Here is a 19,166-nt window from a genome sequence, read left to right as displayed (position 1 = left end):
TAAAGTAGAACTATATTTAGTCAAAAAAATACCTCACAATCATTAGACTCTTTGTCTAACAATTATGAGGCACTTCATTGACAATTTGTCAATCAGGCTATTTTGGTTTTACTATTCAGTTGTTAGTGGTTAAGACGATTAACGCAGGGTAGCTCAACTCTGCTAGACTCATGCTAATCTTGAACTGTTAAAACAAAATAGTTTACTTGAATGTCACCACTTTTCAATTGAGGTAGTCGGGGGACTATTCCTATTTTTATAAGCTGTAATTGATTTTCTAAGTCTCCGGTAAATTAATTTATTGCAATCCGCGGTGGGTGGCCCATTGGAGAAGTCCCAAGATAATGATGAGATCGAGCACAATAAAGAGGACAGTTAACTGGTGCCACAGTGGTGTTAGTAAGCCACTAATCAGGGCGCCAAGCATAAACGCTAGGACAATCAACAAGCTTTCGCCAGCTTGATGTAATTTCTGTGGCTCGCGTTTTAAGAGCGCCAACCAGAGAAAAACGGCAATATTACGAATATTACCAGTGGCCATGATTGTTGTAAAAGGTCGACCTTTTATTCGCCGAAATGTTTGGTATTGTAAAGCCGCGACTATTGAAATCAAACAAGTGATCCATAAGTCTTGCCAGTGATTATTAAGTAAAGCGACCGCAATCAAGCCAATAATTTCTAAAATCAAAACAATTTGTTGCCATTGAAACTGGCGATTTTTTTGAAAGTAATGCTCAATTGAAACTGTGGCAAAAATACCAATAGCGAAAGCTAAAATTGGCATTAAATAGTGACCTACTAAGGGCCAATTGCCATTAGCTAAATGGAGCGTTAGCAAAATAACGTTGCCTGTTTGTAAGCCGGCGAAAACTTGACCGTGATTTAAATAAGTATAAGCATCTAAAGCACCACCGGCTAAAGTCAGTAGGAAGCCAATTAATAGCCGCTCGTGGATTGGGTCGTGACGTTTGGGCAAGATAGTTCCTCCGTTCAAGGTCATTCTGATTTATTATACTATTTTCAGGAGTTGATGAGAAATATCCTGGGATTTGCTAGCAGCGAATTCGTGATTATAGGTGGACCAATTGCGTCAGTTTTACGAATGATGAATAATTATTAGCGGTCTGAGATGAAAATCCACCCTAAGGCCTATGACTATTTTTCTGGAAGCGTGCATAATAGTACTTGTAATCGAGATAGAATTTAACCATTGACCAATGGAGGTTATCACAATGAACGAACGCGAAAGAATTCTAGATTTAGTTAAAAAAGGTGTTATTTCTTCCGAAGAAGGTTTAGTCCTATTAGAAAACCTATCCAAGAAAAATGCTAATACAACTCCTAATACACAACAAACAAATTACTCTGATCAAAATGATGATGAAGCTGCTGACCGTGAAGAGGCTGAACAAGAAGCCGCTGAAGCTCGTGAAGAAGCCGAAGAGGAACGTCGAGAAGCTGAAGAAGCTCGGCAAGAAGCTTTAGACGATCTTGAAGATCAATTAAGTGATTTGAAAGATGATTTAGCTGATCATAATGAAGATTTAGCCGAAACTGAACAAAAAATTGCTGCTGTCAGCAAACAAATCCAATTGGATCAGGAACACATTACTGTGATTGATGCTATGGAAGATTTAGACAGTCTAACAGATGAGAAACGTCAAGAACGCGTAGCTGCTAAATCACGGGTTGTTGAATTACAACAAACTGTTGATAACTTGCAATTAACTCGTGACGAATTACAAGGTCAAATTGATCAACTCAATCAACAAATTAGTCAAGTTAATCGTAAACGAATCAAAATCAATTTGAATTTTGACCATATTCGCGATAATACCAATGCTACTTTAAACGATTTTGGCGAAAAGCTGGGTGACTTCGGTACTCAATTTGGTAATAAGTATGGTAAGGAAATGTCAGACTTCGGCGAGAAAGTCGGGGACCTTGGCAGTCAATTTGGCGGTTATATGCGTGATGCCTTTAAGAACGTCATGGACAACATTGATTGGAACGATGTCACTTTTAAAGTGCCAGGTTTAGCTACAACTAATTTTAAACATGATTTTGTGTTTGAAAACTGTGGCGCTACAATTTTAGATGTGAAAAATGCTAATGGTGATGTGACGTTAAATCGTTGGGAACAACCTGATATTAAAGTAGCCGCTAATATTAAGCTTTATGGCAAAATGGACGAGGATGATAAGCTAACGGCTTTCACTGATCGTAGTCGCATTGATGTGAATGATGATCATTTCATTTTCCAGGTGCCTAATAAGCGAATCCAAGCTAATTTGGATATTTATTTGCCAGCTCGGGTTTATGACCATATTAATCTGAATCTCTTGAATGGTTCGATTAATATTGGGGCGTTACAAGCTAAGGATGTTTACTTGAAGACAACAAATGGTAAGATTTCAATCACTGACTTACAAGCAACGATGGTTGAAGCCGAGGATGTTAATGGCACAATTGATGTGTTGAATGCTGAGTTGCGTGAATTACTGTTAAGTACTGTTAATGGCAATGCCACTGTTGTTGGACAATTACAAGCTGGTAAGCTTTCAACAGTTCACGGTAATGTTAAAGCAACGTTAAACAATGATGATTTGCATCGTCTCGAAGCATCTTCAGTTAATGGCAATGTTAAAATTGCCGTCCCTGCTAGTTTGACTTTCTCTGGGACTGCTAAGACTAGCTTCGGGCAAGTCAATACGCGTAGCTTTGGCTTACAAATCGATGATCAACGCTCAACGACAGGGGCCAACATGTCCTTCACTCGTGGTGATCATCCTGAAACTAAATTACAATTGTCAAGTACATCTGGTTCAATCTATTTAAAAGATAATCAATAATTTGTCGTTCGTCCTTGGAGGGTTCGTTATGGAAAAGAAATTATATCGGTCAGTAACTAATCGAAAATTTGCTGGTGTCTGTGGTGGTTTAGGTGAATACTTTAATGTTGATCCAACTTTGATTCGGATTATCTTCGTTATTGCGTTCTTCTTTGCTGGTGTTGGGTTATTACCTTATATCATCTTAATGATCGTCATGCCTAATCCACCCCAAGGCTACGATCGCCAATCATCTACTGACCGTCATCACGGAACCAGCCAACAGTCTGAGCATCATGATGATAATCAGTGGAGTGACTTCTAAACCGTTATTAACAATGAGGTGTTAAATGTGTTAACTTTATTATTACTTTGTCTATTAGTACCACTACTGATTTTAATCGTAGTTTCATTGATTGCTGGCACCATCGGACTTTTTATCGGTCTCTTGAAATTTATTTTGCCAGTGATCATTATCGCAGCAGTGGTCAGTTGGTTGCTTAATCGTAACCATCATCAAAGTCATCATCATTATGATGGTCAGCAGTCTTATCAACATTATCAGCAATCAGGTCACCGGGCCCGCAAAGAGTTGCATAATGTGCAAGAGCGCGATGAACACCATGATGAGTGGGGCGACTTCTAATAATAACTAAGTCGATTAGTGAAAACTAGTCGGCTTTTTTGTTTCGAGTTTTTATTAAAATGCTAGGTTAATAGGTGTAAGTCGCTCCTTAGCTTGGAGCCGGCAGGTGCCCAGTAATTTATCAATCTGGAACTAAAAAATAGTGCCAAGACTTCCCCAATTGGGGTGGTGGTGGCTGGGCGATTAAGAGGGCGTGGAACGACGTGGCCGTCGATTTGAGCTTTTCTGCGAAAATCTCAAATTCGAGGCTTATTGTAAGTGCTGAAGCACCAAACGTGTTCGGAGCAGCAAACGGCTATGAGTAACTGAAATAATCACTCGATCTGGTTGCACCAGCTCAAGCAATTATTTGCAGTTACTCTACGCCGAAAGACCGCTGCTCCTCACACTCTAACAATAATTTCACTGCTTCTCGCAAAATCGCTCGTACGCAAAGAACCCCCCTTCTCTGACGCCAATCGCCCAGCCACCACCAGGATAAACTAACAGAACTGATTACCACTATTTAGAAAAGCAGGTTGAGGTGAACTAGTAGTTTGATTGACAAGTTTTATAGAGTTGGCGAAATCAGCGTGTTACAGAATTGGAGAACGATTGCTAATTAAACAGTTTTGGTCCTACTATTCAGACTTAACACCAGTCAAACGGAATTGAGTTGTTCCACAATGATTGCCTTAACCACTAGCAATAGTGAAATGTGCAAGCTTAACTCCAGACGGAATGGAGGGCGTGGTTGTCAGCCAATGGCCTTTATTTGCGCCCGAGCCTGCGAGTAGCAGCCAAATTTGTCTTGCTGCTTTAGCAGTTAGACAAAGACTCGCGGTGAAGACAATTTGATTTGTAATTGGCTTCAACCGATGCCGGCAGCGTTCTACAACCAGCAAGCCTGGAATGGCGTCAGAACTAATTCTGTTTCAAGGCATTTACTAGGTTTTAATGGTTTTGGATTTTTGCAGGTAATTGTCAGCAATCAATCCTGACAACTTTCGCAACTTGCTATAAAAAATGTTAAAATTAAAAATAAACGTTTGGTAATGGAGGCAATTATGGCTGAAGGTATCTTAGTTAAGCAATTAGTGGATGCATTAAAGTTGCACGTTATTTCTGGTGCAGAATTTCTAAGTCAGCGGCAAATTACGATTAGTGATATTTCTCGTCCTGGTTTGGAGTTAACTGGTTATTTTACGTATTATCCACACAATCGATTACAAGTATTTGGGCGAACTGAATCAGCCTTTGCGAATAGTCTGACTGGCGAAGAGCGTAAAGTTGTGGTTCGTCGGATGTGTGAGAAAGATACGCCTGCATTTATTATCAGCCGTGGTTTACCAGCAACTCAAGAAATGATCGATGAAGCAACTCGCGGCGGGGTACCTATTTTGGGCTCAGAACTACCAACTACGCGTTTGTCCAGTGTGCTGACAGAGTATCTACATACGCAATTGGCTGAGCGGCGAAGCATGCATGGTGTCCTAGTTGATGTTTATGGCCTAGGTGTCTTAATTATTGGTAACTCTGGTGTTGGTAAAAGTGAAACGGCCTTGGAATTAGTTAAGCGCGGCCATCGTTTAATTGCGGATGATCGTGTTGACGTTTATCAACGTGATGAAAATACGGTCGTTGGTGAAGCACCGCGAATTTTGAAAAACTTAATGGAGATTCGGGGAATTGGTATTATTGATGTGATGAATCTTTTTGGTGCTGGCGCCGTCCGGACCGAAACACCGATTTCCTTAATTGTTAATTTGGAAAATTGGCAGAAAGATCGTAATTATGATCGATTAGGTAGCGACGAAAAGGCACAGATGATTTTTGACGTGCCAGTTCCTAAAATTACAATTCCTGTTAAAGTTGGTCGTAACTTGGCGATTATTATTGAAGTTGCTGCCATGAATTTCCGGGCGCGTTCAATGGGTTATGATGCTACGAAGGTTTTTGAAACCAACTTAAGTTCGCTAATCAAAGAAAATTCACTTGAAGACGAGGGCCCAGCTGCTGGTCAATCAGATTCAGATCAGCCAAAGCCCGCGGCCAAGAAAAAGGATGATCCTCATGACTAACTTTTTGTTTGCATTAAATCCAGTCGCTTTTTCCCTTGGTAATTTACATGTTCGCTGGTATGGCATTATTATTACTTTTGGTGTGATTCTGGCCGTTTATTTAAGTATGCGGGAAGCACGGCGCCGGCAAATTGATCCTGATGACATTGTTGATTTACTTTTCTGGATGTTACCTATTTCTTTGCTTGGGGCCCGACTTTATTACGTGATTTTTGAATGGGGTTACTACTCACAACATCTAGGTGATATTATTAAAATCTGGAATGGTGGCATTGCCATTTATGGCGGGTTAATCGCAGCAGTAATCGTGCTACTGGTTTTTTGTGCCAAACGAGCCATCCCAGCTTGGTTACTATTAGATGTTTTAGCACCGACCGTTATTTTAGCGCAGGCAATTGGTCGCTGGGGAAATTTCATGAACCAGGAAGCCTTTGGTGCAAAAACTACTTTAGCATTTCTGCAATCGTTACATTTACCGCACTTCATTGTTCAGCAAATGTTAATTGATGGGGCTTACCGGCAACCAACTTTCTTATATGAATCGGTTTGGAGTTTGGTTGGCTTTATTTTGTTGGTGAGCTTGCGCCATCGATTACATTTGTTTAAACAAGGCGAGGTCTTTCTGAGCTATGTAGTCTGGTATGCGTTTGGACGAATGTTTATTGAAGGTATGCGGACCGACAGTTTATACTTATTTGGTCAGATTCGGGTGTCGCAGTTATTGTCAGCAATTCTTGTTGTCGGTGGCATTCTCTGGATTTGGCTACGGCGCCGCAATGAACCACAATTGAAGTGGTACTTGGATGGCAACTACCAAGCTAGTAAAGAACAATAATCAAATTGTGTTCAAGTCGGTAAATGGCTAGGTGTAATTTAAATAACTGTTCGATCGGTTTCACCGCTCAATCAGTTATTTGAAATTACACTACGCCAAAAAATCACCGACTTTCACAACTAATCTCACTAAGGAGTGAATTTTTTTGTCAGTAAAAATTGCAGTTTTAGGTGCTGGTTCGTGGGGCACTGTTTTAGCCGATTTACTTGCCAATAATGGTCATGAGGTCAGACTTTGGGGGAATAGTGCAGAAACAGCTGCTGAAATTAATGACCATCACACTAATAAGCACTATTTACCTGATTTCAAAGTCAGTCCGAAAGTGGTCGCTACTTTAGACTTGAAGTCAACTTTAGCTGGAGTTCAGGCAATTTTATTTGTCATTCCCACTGCGGCTATGCGAATTGTGGCAAAACAAGTGGCACCAATCTTAGCTGAAACTGGAGCTAAGCCGATTATTATTAGTGCGACCAAGGGATTGGAACAAAATACGCATAAACGAATTTCGCAAATTATTGGCGATGAATTTCCAGCTGAATTAGCAGAAGGTTTGGTGATTTTCTCTGGTCCTAGTCATGCTGAAGATGTGGCAACTCATGATATTACGTCATTAACAGTAGCTTCCCAGAATATTGGTGATGCGGAATGGGTTCAAGCTATTTTTATGAATGATTATTTCCGCTTGTACACTAATGATGATATGGTTGGTGTTGAATTAGGCGGCGCTTTGAAAAATGTAATTGCGATTGGTGCCGGGATTCTTCATGGTTTAGGCTACGGTGATAATACTAAGGCAGCCTTGATTACCCGAGGATTAGCTGAAATCAGTCGCTTGGGAATTGAAATGGGCGCCAATCCGTTAACGTTTATGGGATTGTCAGGAATTGGCGATTTAATTGTGACTAGTACTAGTGTTCATTCAAGAAACTGGCGTTGTGGCAATGCGCTAGGCCAAGGTCAGAAACTTGATGACGTTTTAGCTAATATGGGTCAGGTCGTTGAAGGTGTTGGTACGGCAAAAGCTGCACATGAATTAGCCCAACAACATCATGTTGAGATGCCAATTTCTGAAAGTATTTATCGCGTTTTATACGAAAATGCGAATGTTCAAGATGAGATTAATAAATTAATGCAGCGTCGTGGTCGCCGTGAAATGGACTTTCAACGTTAATTCATCTGAGTTTCTAAAGAAAAGTTTTTTTGACAGAAACAATTTAGTGGACATTTTGGCGCGGAGCCGTTATAGTATTACTTATAAAAAGTAAGGGAGATTTGGCCATGGTTAAAAAATATGATGTGATTATCATTGGCGCCGGTCCTGGCGGGATGACGGCTGCTTTATACGCCTCGCGAGCTAATTTATCCGTGTTGATGCTGGATCGGGGTATTTACGGTGGTCAAATGAATAATACCGCTGCGATTGAGAATTACCCTGGGTTTGCGTCAATTTTAGGACCAGAACTGGGTGAAAAAATGTATGCTTCAGCAACACAATTTGGTGCTGAGTATACTTATGGCACTGTCAAGTCAGTGGTTGATCATCAAGATCATAAGACGATTATTACTGACGACGGTGAATATGAAGCAAAAGCGGTTATTATCGCTACCGGCGCTGAGCATCGTCATTTAGGTGTGCCTGGTGAGGAACAATATTCTGGCCGCGGTGTATCTTACTGTGCGGTCTGCGATGGTGCCTTTTTCAAAAATAAAGAAGTCGCTGTCATTGGTGGTGGCGACTCGGCTGTTGAAGAGGGTATTTATTTAGCGCAATTAGCTAGCAAGGTGACTATTGTTCATCGTCGGGATAGTTTACGGGCTCAAAAGATTTTACAGCGTCGGGCTTTCGCAAATGAAAAAATTGAATTTGTTTGGAATGCCGACGTTCAGGAAATTGTCGGGGATGATCAAAAAATTACCGCTGTCCATTATCGCGATAAAGTCACGAATGAAGAACATGATCTACCTGCTACTGGCGTTTTCATTTATGTTGGTGTTGAGCCAATGACCGCACCATTTAAGGATTTAGGTATCTTAGATGAAGCTGGTTGGATCAAAACTGATGAAACAACTCATACCGCTGTTCCTGGTATTTTTGCAGTTGGCGATGTGCGGCAGAAACACTTGCGTCAAATTGCTAATGCTGTTGGCGAAGGTGGCCTAGCAGGTCAGGCAGCTTTTGATTATTTGCAAGAGTTGCAAGATGAAACGCAATCAGTTGAAGCTTAATAATGATTTGTTAAAACAAGTTTAAACGGAGTATTGTCATTCAGAGCGAATGGCAATACTCTTTTTTATGTCAGTTTAAGTAAAACACGAATATTATATTTTGATTTTTTGTTTACATTCGGATGATATTATATTATGATAGTAAATGGCTTTTAAAAAAAGCAAAACACGAACATTAATTAAGGGTGGTTCAAATGCGGACACAGTTAGAAAAATATTTTCAATTTGAAGAATTAGACACTTCTTGGCATAAAGAGTTAATTGCTGGATTAACAACTTTTGTCAGTATGTCGTATATTTTATTTGTTAACCCCAGTGTTCTAGGTGCCGCCGGGATGGATAAGGGCGCAGTTTTTACTGCAACTGCTTTGGCTAGTGCCTTTGGTTGTTTAGTGATGGGTATTTTAGCACGCTATCCAATTGCTTCAGCCCCAGCCCTAGGTATTAATGCGTTTTTTGCTTATACCGTCGTAATAGGTATGAAGATTCCTTGGCAAACAGCTTTAACGGGTGTTTTTGTGGCTTCACTGATTTTTATTCTAATTACGGTTTTGAAATTGCGTGAGAAAATTATTAACGCAATTCCAGCTGATTTAAAATTTGCTATTTCTTCAGGTATCGGCCTGTTTATTGCTTTTATTGGCTTGCATGATGGTGGTCTGATTGTTGCTAATAAATCAACGGTTGTGGGCTTAGGTTCACTGCAAACACCTAGCACTTGGTTAACAATTTTCGGCTTGTTGATTACGGTCATTTTAATGATCCGCAAGGTTCCTGGCGCAATTTTTGTGGGTATGTTTGCGACAGCAGTTTTAGGTATTGTGACTAAGATGATTCCGTTACCTCAGGGTGTTATTTCAGGTGCACCTAGTCTGGCACCAACCTTTGGCGTCGCTTTTAAAAATATTGGTCAGATCAATACCTTACAAATGTGGGTTGTTGTGCTAACTTTTCTCTTAGTAACTTTCTTTGATACCGCTGGCACCTTAGTCGGTTTGGCACAACAAGCTGGTTTTATGAAAGATAATAAAATGCCTCGAGTTGGCAAGGCCTTGGCAGCAGATTCCTCAGCGATGTTTGTGGGTTCAATTTTAGGAACATCACCAGTTGGCGCCTATGTAGAATCTTCTGCTGGGATTGCAGTTGGTGGTCGTTCTGGGATGACGGCTGTCTTCACAGGTTTATTTTTTGTTTTAGGAATGTTCTTCTCGCCACTGTTATCAGTTGTGACCAGCCAAGTAACGGCACCAGCTTTGATTATCGTTGGTGTTCTGATGGCGTCATCTTTAACTAAAATTGATTGGGCTCATTTAGAGATTGCGGTGCCATCATTCCTAATTGTCATCGGCATGCCGTTAACTTATTCGATTTCTGATGGGATGGCGTTAGGCTTGATTACTTATCCAATTTTCATGATTGCTGCTAAACGTGGTAAAGAAGTTTCCGCGGTCATGTACGCTTTGGCAGTAATCTTTGTCGGTTTCCTATGGATTTTAAATGTTGGACATTAATGATTGAAAAAGTTGAACTTGGAAAATTACTGTTTTGAGTCTTTATAAAAAATCAAAGTATTGCCGAGACTTTCTCAATTAGGTCTGTTGCTCTGAAGCTGGCTTAAGTCGCTCTTTAGTTAGTAAAACGGCAGGGGTCGAGCAATTAAGTTGGCGTGGAACGCAGTGGCCGTTGATTTGAACCAATTCAAAAAAATACAAGGCTTATTCTAAGCGATAAATCGCTAAGAATAATTTCACTAAACGTGTTCTGCCAGGTAGGCTCCTCCGCTTAAGATAGCCCTAGCAATTGTCTAACGACAATCACTAGGGCTATCTTAATGCTCAGAACCTGACCACCTTGCGTCACACTCTGGTATTGACGCCAATCGTTTGACCTCTGCCTAGATAAACTAACAGAATTGAGTACCACTGCATTGAAAATCGGATTGTGGGAACTAACTAAGCCTGTTTGACAAGCTTTCTGGGTCTAAACCAGAAACTGCCAAGTAGGCTTAGTTTTTTACACGATTCAGTTGTCCGAGCAATTTAAATAGAGTTGATCAATCCCACTACAATAGCCTTAACAACTAACAATCAAGAAACGCACAAAATCAACTCCAGACGAAATGAAGGGCGTGGTTGTCGGCCGCGTTCCACAGCCAGCAAGCTCGAAATGGCGTCAGAACCAGTTTTGTTTTAATACGTTTATCAGTTATTGACGATTTTGAACTTGTTTTAAAATTGACCTTAATTAGCGAGCATCGCCTTTCATAACTAGTAAATTCATCATGGTGTTTGAAATCAGTTCGCATTCAAATTCAGATAGTTTTTTTGTCAGTAACAGGCGGCGAAGCAGTAAGATAGTATAAAGGCTTTTCATTGGGACAAAATCCGTTATAATAGAACTATTGATGAAAGGTGGTATTTGGGATGAGTTGGCAAGAAAATTATCAACGCTGGCAACAAGCAAGTTTAACCGCAGATTTAAGTAAAGAATTGCAAGGGATGGCTGGTGACGAGGCTAGTTTACAAGAGGCCTTCACTAATCCAATGAGTTTTGGTACGGCAGGGATGCGTGGGGTCATGGGACCTGGAATCAATGCCATGAATATTTTCACTGTTCAACAGGCTACTGAGGGCTTAGCGCAATTCATGGATCAACTCGATCCTGCCCAAAAGAACGCTGGTGTTGCCATTAGTTACGATTCTCGTTATCATTCTCAAGAATTTGCTTTTGCAGCGGCTGGTGTGTTGGGCGCACATCAGATCAAGAGTTATGTTTTTGATAGTTTACGGCCAACACCAGAACTGTCTTTTGCTGTTCGGCATTTACACACTTATGCTGGCATTATGATTACTGCCAGTCATAATCCTAAGCAATATAATGGTTATAAGATTTATGGTCCTGACGGTGGTCAAATGCCACCAGAAGAAGTTGGCCAAATTGTTAAATATATTCAAGAAGTAACTAATATTTTCGACATCAATGTTATGAGTGTACCTGAATTACGAGCAGCCAAGTTATTGCAATTAATTGGCGAAGATATTGATGAAGCGTATTTAGCTAAACTGGCAACAGTTACAATTAACCCAGATTTGATCAAGAAAGTTGCAGCTGATTTATCAGTTGTTTATTCACCACTACATGGTACTGGTAAAGTTCTTTATGACCGAGTTTTCCGAACAGCTGGTTTGACTAAAATCAGTGTGGTACCGGAGCAAGCAATTTTGGATCCGGAATTTGCAACGACACCATTTCCTAACCCAGAATTTGCCCAAACATTTACTTTGGCTGAACAAATTGGCGCTGAAAAGTCAGCTGATTTATTAATTGCTACTGATCCTGATGCTGATCGATTGGGTGCTGCAGTTCGTCAACCAAATGGCGATTATCAATTATTAACGGGTAACCAAATCGCCGCGCTAATGGTTAATTATATTTTGGATGCTCATCGTTTAGCGGGTGATCTACCAAAAGATGGCCGCATTGTTAAGTCAATTGTTTCCAGTGAATTTCCAGCCAAAATTGCTGCTCATTATGGCATTGAAACTCGAAATGTTTTAACTGGTTTCAAATATATCGGCGAGCAAATTGAACAGATGGAAGTGACAGGTCAAGGCCACTTTATGTTTGGTTTTGAAGAAAGTTACGGTTACTTGGTTAAACCGTTTGTTCGCGATAAAGATGCGATGCAGGCTTCAGTGATGTTGGCCGAAGTTGCTGCTTACTATCGTGAAAAAGGAATGACCATGTATGATGGCTTACAAAGTTTGTATGCTGAATACGGTCATTTCCAAGAACGCACTGTTTCGTTTGATTTTGAAGGCTTGGCTGGTCAAGAAAAGATGAAACAAGTCATGGCCGCTTTCCGTAAACAACCACTTGAAGAGGTTGCTGGTGTTAAAGTTGTGGCTCATGAAGATTATTTAGCCCAAATTCATACTGAAAACGGTCAAGTAAGTCCGTTAGCGTTACCACAGGCTGACGTTTTGAAATATTATTTGGCTGATGATACTTGGATTGCTGTTCGGCCATCCGGTACCGAACCAAAAATCAAGTTATATTTTGGTGTCGTAGCTGAAGATGAAGTTGCCGGCAAAGCTAAACTAAATAGTTATCAACAAGAATTAAGTACCCGCTTAAAGTAATTCAAGTTGGCTACCAGGTATGCTTAATGCGAGATTAATTTGTAAACTTTAAAAAGATAATTGAACCAAGCAGGTTTGTCTAACTGCTTAGATGACAGAAGTTAAATCGTCATTTAAGTTTAGACGAACCTGCTTTTTTGGACAGATATGTATAGAACTGAACCTGCTGATCGTGTCTTTAGTAGCTGCCAGTAAATGGAAATTAAAAAAAGTCACGTTAGCAATTTCAGTGCTGAACACCTAAAAGGCCCAATTCGGATAAATTGTTTGTTTTCTTACACGAGGCTGACTGGCTAGCCGCCTTTGCCACATTGTTTGACTAAACTTAATAAATTAAAACGCTGTCGTCGAGAAATATTAGTTTACGGGCAAATTCAGTTATGCTAAGATAGAAAAAATTTATCAAAAAATCGAATGGGGGGCTTTTTTATGAGCATGCACGCATATATTCAAGGATTAGCGAATCTAGAAAGTTTAAATCGAGCACCGGGTTTCTTCAAGTATCAGGAACATTCAGTGGCGGCTCATTCGTTTCGAGTGGCGGAGATTGCCCAACTATTAGGCGATATTGAAGAGGTCAATGGCGCGGCGGTTAATTGGCAGCTGTTGTACGAAAAAGCGCTGAACCACGATTATACTGAACGATTTATTGGCGATATTAAAACACCCGTTAAATACGCTACGCATGAATTACGTCATCAGCTGGCTGAAGTGGAAGAAAAATTAACGAGCAACTTTATTCATAATGAAGTGCCAGAATTCTTACAGGAACGTTATACGCGTCGCTTAAGTGAGGGCAAGGACGATACATTAGAAGGGCAAATTTTATCGATTTCTGATAAAGTTGACCTTTTGTATGAGTCATTCGGTGAAATTGAAAAGGGAAATCCACAGTCAGTTTTTCTGGACATTTTCCGTGAGAGCCTATCGACAATCCTACTATTCCAAAGTCGCCCTTCTGTACAATATTTTCTGAAAGAAATTTTACCGGATTTATTGAGTGAAGATTTTGCCGATCGCGAGAAATTAATTGGTGTGACTAAGGAACTAATGCCAGAGCAGGCTTAATGATTGAAGTGACCGCTATAATTTAACAACCGCGTAAAGAATGTGAAAAGGTTAAGACAGAATTGGTTGCGGCTGTTTTCTAAATGGGTTGTCGTGGCATCTCGGTCGTAAGATAGCCAAGCAATAAACTTGAAATTTCGCGCTATTCGCAGTTGCCAAATCGCTTAGCCTGACCAAGCAAAAATTATTTTTCAAAAAGTAGCGAAAATATGTTCGCTATGGTAAACTATATCTTGTTGAAATTAGATTACTTTTAGTAGGTATCACTACTAAACAAGTTTGATATGTTGTTGATTGCTCAAGCCCTTCATGGTCGGATAAGACTTCAAGGGCTTTTGTGTTCGAATGAGAAGTTTGGGGGCAATAGCTTGTTAAAACGCGAAACAAATCATCATTTTGAGTTAGTCTCAAAATATCAACCTGCTGGTGATCAGCAGCAAGCCATTGATAAGATTACGGCTGGTTTTGAAGCAGGCGAAAAAGAAGAAATTTTGGAAGGTGCCACTGGTACTGGGAAAACATTTACCATGGCGAATGTGATTGCTAAATTAAATAAACCAACCTTGATTATTTCTCATAATAAAACTTTGGCTGGTCAATTATATGGCGAGTTTAAGGAGTTTTTCCCCAATAATCGAGTTGAATATTTCGTGTCTTACTATGATTACTACCAACCTGAAGCTTATGTGCCATCAAGTGATACTTATATTGAGAAAGATTCGGCGATCAATGATGAAATTGATAAGCTGCGGCATAGTGCGACTAGTGCTTTGTTGGAGCGTAATGACGTGATTGTTGTGGCTTCAGTTTCATGTATCTTTGGGTTAGGTGATCCCCGGGAATATCGTGATAGTACGTTGTCATTACGAGAAGGGATGACAATTGAGCGTAATGAATTGTTGCGGCAACTAGTTAGCTTGCAATTCGACCGTAATGATATTGATTTTCAGCGGGGTCGTTTCCGAGTACGCGGTGATGTGGTCGAAATTTTCCCAGCATCACGTGATGATCATGCTTTGCGGGTTGAATTCTTTGGCGATGAGATTGATCGAATTGTTGAAGTTGATGCTTTGACTGGTGAAGTAATTGGTGAACGGGAACAAGTGTCGATTTTTCCAGCGACGCATTTCATGACTAATGATATTCAAATGACCGAAGCAGTTAAACGAATTAAGGCGGAACTAGATGATCGGCTCAAGGAATTACGGGCCGAGAATAAATTGTTGGAAGCACAACGCCTTGAGCAGCGGACAACTTACGATATTGAAATGATGCAGGAAATGGGTTACACTTCCGGGATCGAGAACTATTCACGCCATATGGAGGGCCGTAAAGCCGGTGAGCCGCCATTTACGCTGTTAGATTTCTTCCCCCAAGATTTCAATATTATGATTGATGAATCTCATGTGACCATGCCGCAGATTCGTGGGATGTACAATGGTGACCGCGCGCGGAAACAAATGCTAGTTGACTACGGCTTTCGCTTACCAAGTGCTTTGGATAATCGGCCCTTAACATTGGCTGAGTTTGAAACACATGTCCACGATATCCTGTATGTTTCAGCTACGCCTGGGGATTATGAATTAGCGCGGACCAATAATGTGGTTGAACAGATTATTCGGCCGACTGGTTTGCTGGACCCTAAAGTTGACGTACGGCCAATTATGGGTCAAATTGATGATTTAGTTGGTGAAATCAATCAGCGTGTTGAGCGCCATGAGCGGGTGTTTATCACCACCTTGACGAAAAAGATGGCTGAAGATTTAACTGATTATTTGAAAGACTTGGGAATTAAAGTTAAGTACTTACACAGTGATATTAAAACGCTGGAACGAACTGAGATCATTCGTGATTTACGACTCGGTAAATTTGACGTACTGGTGGGTATAAACTTATTACGTGAGGGAATTGACGTACCAGAAGTTTCTTTAGTGGCTATTTTAGATGCGGATAAAGAAGGCTTCTTACGTTCTGTACGACCATTGATTCAAACAATTGGTCGGGCGGCTCGTAATTCTCATGGTGAAGTAATCATGTATGCCGATAAGATTACCGACTCAATGCGACTAGCAATTGACGAAACTAATCGGCGACGTCAAATTCAGGAGCAATTTGATGAAGAACATCATATTACGCCAACGACGATTATTAAGCCAATTCGCGATGCCATCAAAGCGACAAAAACGAATGACGAAGATCAACCTAAAGAAGAATCAGCTCAAGTGGCTGATCTTGATTTAGAGAATATGTCTAAAGCAGAGAAACAAGATTTGCTTAAGAGTTTGACACAACAAATGGAACAAGCTGCTAAGGAACTTGATTTTGAAAATGCGGCTAATTTGCGTGATATGATTCTTGAGTTGAAATCAGAGGTGAAATAAATTTGGTTAACGATAAAATTGTGATTCATGGCGCCCGCGCCCATAATTTAAAAAATATTGATGTGACTATTCCTCGTGATAAATTAGTTGTGGTTACTGGGCTATCAGGTTCGGGAAAGAGTTCGTTAGCTTTTGATACCTTATATGCTGAAGGCCAACGACGATATGTTGAAAGTCTATCAGCTTATGCTCGTCAGTTCTTGGGGCAAATGGAGAAGCCTGATGTTGATTCAATCGATGGTCTTAGTCCCGCAATTTCAATCGATCAGAAAACAACTTCAAAAAATCCCCGTTCAACAGTGGGGACAGTTACCGAAATTAATGATTACTTGCGCTTACTTTGGGCACGGGTGGGGACACCAATTTGTCCCAATGATGGCACAGTAATTTCTAGTCAGTCAGTTGATCAAATGGCTGATCGAGTTTTACAATTGCCCGAACGAACTAAAATCCAAATTTTTTCACCAATTGTGCGTCAAAAAAAGGGTCAACACAAGAAAGAATTCGAGCGAATTAAGCGTGAAGGTTACGTTCGAATTCGGGTTGACGGCGAAGTTCATGATATTAATGATGAAATTGAACTAGATAAAAATAAAAAACATGATATTGATATTGTGATCGACCGTATTGTGATCAAATCAGGGATTCGTTCGCGGTTGTTTGATTCTTTGGAAGCAGCTTTAAGATTGTCTGAGGGTTATGCGAATGTAGATGTGATTGGCGGTGAGATGTTAGTCTTCTCTGAACATTACGCTTGTCCACTCTGTGGTTTTACTGTGGGTGAGATGGAGCCTAGACTGTTTTCGTTTAATGCGCCTTTTGGTGCCTGCCCTGATTGTGATGGTTTAGGGGTCAAATTGGCTGTTGATTTGGATTTGGTAATTCCTGATCCAACATTAACCTTGAATCAAGGTGCATTGGCACCATGGAATCCGATCAGCTCGCAGTATTACCCTGAGTTATTGAAGCAAGCTGCGAAGGCATTTCGCATTAATATGGATAAGCCTTTCAACAAATTAACTGATCGCCAACGACAAATTGTGTTGTATGGTTCTGCAGGTAAGAAATTCCACTTCCATTATCAAAATGATTTCGGCGGGGTTCGTGATGTCGACGTTGAATTTGAAGGTGTCATTCCTAACGTTAAACGACGTTATAATGAAACCAACAGTGATTTTACGCGTCAGACAATGCGCCAGTATATGACTGAGTTAACTTGTGAGACCTGTCATGGCGCACGCTTAAACTGCCAAGCACTGGCCGTTAAAATTGGTGGCGAAGATATTGCTCAGGTGTCCGATTTGCCAGTTAATAAGGCGTTACCTTTTTTTGCACAGTTAACGTTGTCAGAACAAAAGTTGACGATTGCTAAACCAATTTTGAAAGAAGTTCGTGATCGCTTAACCTTCTTGGAAAATGTTGGTTTAGATTATTTGACGTTATCGCGGTCTGCTGGCACTTTGTCCGGTGGTGAGGCGCAGCGAATTCGTTTAGCAACCCAGATTGGCTCAAATTTATCAGGTGTGATGTATATTCTTGATGAACCTTCAATTGGGTTGCATCAACGTGATAACGATCGCCTGATTAGCTCGTTGAAGAAGATGCGTGATTTGGGCAATACGCTAATTGTGGTCGAACATGATGAGGACACAATGCGCGCAGCTGATTATTTAATCGATATTGGTCCTGGCGCTGGGGAGCAAGGCGGTCGCGTAATGGCAGCCGGTACGCCAGCCGAAGTTGAAAAAATACCAACATCCTTAACTGGCCAATATTTATCAGGTCAGAAGTTTATCCCACTACCATTAACTCGGCGTCCTGGAAATGGCAAAAAAGTGACTGTTTTAGGGGCAGCCGAAAATAATTTAAAGAAAATTGATGTCGATTTTCCTCTTGGTCAATTTGTGGTTGTCACTGGGGTTTCTGGCTCCGGCAAGTCAACCTTAGTTAATATGATTTTGAAACGGGCATTAGCACAAAAACTTAATCGTAATTCGACTAAACCAGGTGCTTATCAAGCAATTAAAGGTTATACCAATATTGACCGGTTAATTGATATTGATCAAAGTCCAATTGGCCGCACGCCACGAAGCAATCCCGCCACGTATACTGGGGTTTTTGATGACATTCGCGACTTATTCGCTCAGACCAACGAAGCCAAGTTGCGTGGTTATAAGAAGGGCCGGTTCAGCTTTAATATTAAAGGTGGCCGTTGTGAAGCTTGCAAGGGCGACGGGATTATTAAAATTGAAATGAATTTTCTACCTGATGTTTTTGTTCCTTGCGAGGTTTGTCACGGTAATCGCTACAATTCTGAAACCTTGGAAGTAACCTATAAAGGTAAAAATATTGCCGAAGTGTTACGAATGACCGTTGCTGAAGCACTGGACTTTTTCGCGGCTATTCCTAAGATTCGTAGAAAATTACAGACGATTGTTGACGTTGGCCTGGGCTACGTTCAATTAGGACAACCAGCGACTACCTTATCAGGTGGCGAGGCACAACGGATGAAGTTGGCGTCAGAACTGCATAAGCAGTCGCCAGGTCATAACTTTTATATCTTAGATGAACCAACGACTGGTTTGCATTCTGATGATATTAAGCGTTTATTGGAAGTCCTGAATCGCTTAGTCGATGACGGTAATACTGTCCTGATCATCGAGCATAATCTGGATATTATCAAGTCAGCCGATTATTTAATTGATTTAGGGCCTGAAGGTGGCGAAGGCGGCGGTAATATTGTCGCCACAGGTACCCCTGAAGCAGTCGCTCAAGTTAAGGCTAGTTATACTGGTCAATATTTAGCACCGATTCTGAAACGTGATCGCGCTCGAACGGTAACTGCTGAACCAACTAATAATTAAAACGAATTTTTGAAAAAGCTAGTATGTTATTTAGACGGCGCTGGTCCGCGTCAAGTAGACAGTTCAAATAATTAAAGTTTCTATGCAATTTCTTTTACGGCATGATTCCGGTA

The 19,166-nt window shown here is 40.7% G+C and carries 13 protein-coding genes; 12 read left to right on the top strand and 1 reads right to left on the bottom strand.

Features of this window, described 5'->3' with window-relative positions:
- Positions 1–298: 298 nt before the first annotated feature.
- Positions 299–976 carry a YoaK family protein gene (locus tag EKM81_RS09660; protein ID WP_164509286.1) on the bottom strand — a complete coding sequence of 226 codons (678 nt, stop codon included), beginning with the start codon at positions 974–976 and terminating at the stop codon, positions 299–301.
- A gap of 256 nt (positions 977–1,232) precedes the next feature.
- On the opposite strand from EKM81_RS09660, the gene liaX reads away from it, so the two are divergent.
- From liaX to uvrA, 12 genes are all read left to right on the top strand, one after another.
- Entirely contained in the window at positions 1,233–2,852 is a 1,620-nt protein-coding gene (gene liaX, locus EKM81_RS09655; protein ID WP_164509285.1) for a daptomycin-sensing surface protein LiaX, read from the top strand.
- A 28-nt stretch (positions 2,853–2,880) separates the two neighbouring features.
- Positions 2,881–3,156 (top strand): PspC domain-containing protein, encoded by a 276-nt coding sequence (locus EKM81_RS09650; protein WP_125651168.1) that lies wholly within the window; start codon positions 2,881–2,883, stop codon positions 3,154–3,156.
- A 27-nt stretch (positions 3,157–3,183) separates the two neighbouring features.
- Entirely contained in the window at positions 3,184–3,477 is a 294-nt protein-coding gene (locus EKM81_RS09645; protein WP_125651166.1) for a hypothetical protein, read from the top strand.
- A 1,046-nt stretch (positions 3,478–4,523) separates the two neighbouring features.
- Positions 4,524–5,537, top strand: coding sequence for an HPr(Ser) kinase/phosphatase (hprK, locus tag EKM81_RS09640; protein ID WP_125651164.1), 1,014 nt, complete (start codon positions 4,524–4,526; stop codon positions 5,535–5,537).
- Complete coding sequence (lgt, locus tag EKM81_RS09635) at positions 5,530–6,372, top strand: prolipoprotein diacylglyceryl transferase (protein ID WP_125651162.1); 843 nt, start codon at positions 5,530–5,532, stop codon at positions 6,370–6,372. Before hprK ends, lgt begins: the two co-directional genes overlap by 8 nt.
- Positions 6,373–6,517: 145 nt before the next feature.
- Positions 6,518–7,543, top strand: coding sequence for an NAD(P)H-dependent glycerol-3-phosphate dehydrogenase (locus tag EKM81_RS09630; RefSeq protein WP_125651160.1), 1,026 nt, complete (start codon positions 6,518–6,520; stop codon positions 7,541–7,543).
- A gap of 107 nt (positions 7,544–7,650) precedes the next feature.
- Positions 7,651–8,598, top strand: coding sequence for a thioredoxin-disulfide reductase (gene trxB / locus EKM81_RS09625; protein ID WP_125651158.1), 948 nt, complete (start codon positions 7,651–7,653; stop codon positions 8,596–8,598).
- Positions 8,599–8,792: 194 nt separating this feature from the next.
- Entirely contained in the window at positions 8,793–10,109 is a 1,317-nt protein-coding gene (locus EKM81_RS09620) for an NCS2 family permease (protein ID WP_125651156.1), read from the top strand.
- A 912-nt stretch (positions 10,110–11,021) separates the two neighbouring features.
- A complete protein-coding gene (locus tag EKM81_RS09615) occupies positions 11,022–12,740 on the top strand; it encodes a phospho-sugar mutase (protein ID WP_125651154.1) in 1,719 nt (572 codons plus the stop codon).
- Between the two features lie 429 nt (positions 12,741–13,169).
- On the top strand, positions 13,170–13,808 hold the full coding sequence (locus EKM81_RS09610; RefSeq protein ID WP_125651152.1) for a YfbR-like 5'-deoxynucleotidase: 639 nt from the start codon (positions 13,170–13,172) through the stop codon (positions 13,806–13,808).
- Between the two features lie 368 nt (positions 13,809–14,176).
- Complete coding sequence (gene uvrB, locus EKM81_RS09605) at positions 14,177–16,189, top strand: excinuclease ABC subunit UvrB (RefSeq protein WP_125651150.1); 2,013 nt, start codon at positions 14,177–14,179, stop codon at positions 16,187–16,189.
- A 2-nt stretch (positions 16,190–16,191) separates the two neighbouring features.
- Positions 16,192–19,053, top strand: coding sequence for an excinuclease ABC subunit UvrA (gene uvrA, locus EKM81_RS09600; RefSeq protein WP_125651148.1), 2,862 nt, complete (start codon positions 16,192–16,194; stop codon positions 19,051–19,053).
- Positions 19,054–19,166: the final 113 nt, after the last annotated feature.

The sequence above is a fragment of the Lapidilactobacillus gannanensis genome, assembly GCF_003946675.1.
Lineage (GTDB): Bacteria > Bacillota > Bacilli > Lactobacillales > Lactobacillaceae > Lapidilactobacillus > Lapidilactobacillus gannanensis.
Note: the sequence above shows the minus strand (reverse complement) of the source record. Positions and strands in the feature narration are given on the sequence as shown.

Excerpts from the sequence above, each read along its gene's own strand:
- lgt (WP_125651162.1), top strand. The coding sequence starts at position 5,530 with ATGACTAACTTTTTGTTTGCATTAAATCCAGTCGCTTTTTCCCTTGGT.
- EKM81_RS09620 (WP_125651156.1), top strand. The coding sequence starts at position 8,793 with ATGCGGACACAGTTAGAAAAATATTTTCAATTTGAAGAATTAGACACT.
- liaX (WP_164509285.1), top strand. The coding sequence starts at position 1,233 with ATGAACGAACGCGAAAGAATTCTAGATTTAGTTAAAAAAGGTGTTATT.
- hprK (WP_125651164.1), top strand. The coding sequence starts at position 4,524 with ATGGCTGAAGGTATCTTAGTTAAGCAATTAGTGGATGCATTAAAGTTG.
- EKM81_RS09650 (WP_125651168.1), top strand. The coding sequence starts at position 2,881 with ATGGAAAAGAAATTATATCGGTCAGTAACTAATCGAAAATTTGCTGGT.
- EKM81_RS09615 (WP_125651154.1), top strand. The coding sequence starts at position 11,022 with ATGAGTTGGCAAGAAAATTATCAACGCTGGCAACAAGCAAGTTTAACC.
- trxB (WP_125651158.1), top strand. The coding sequence starts at position 7,651 with ATGGTTAAAAAATATGATGTGATTATCATTGGCGCCGGTCCTGGCGGG.
- EKM81_RS09610 (WP_125651152.1), top strand. The coding sequence starts at position 13,170 with ATGAGCATGCACGCATATATTCAAGGATTAGCGAATCTAGAAAGTTTA.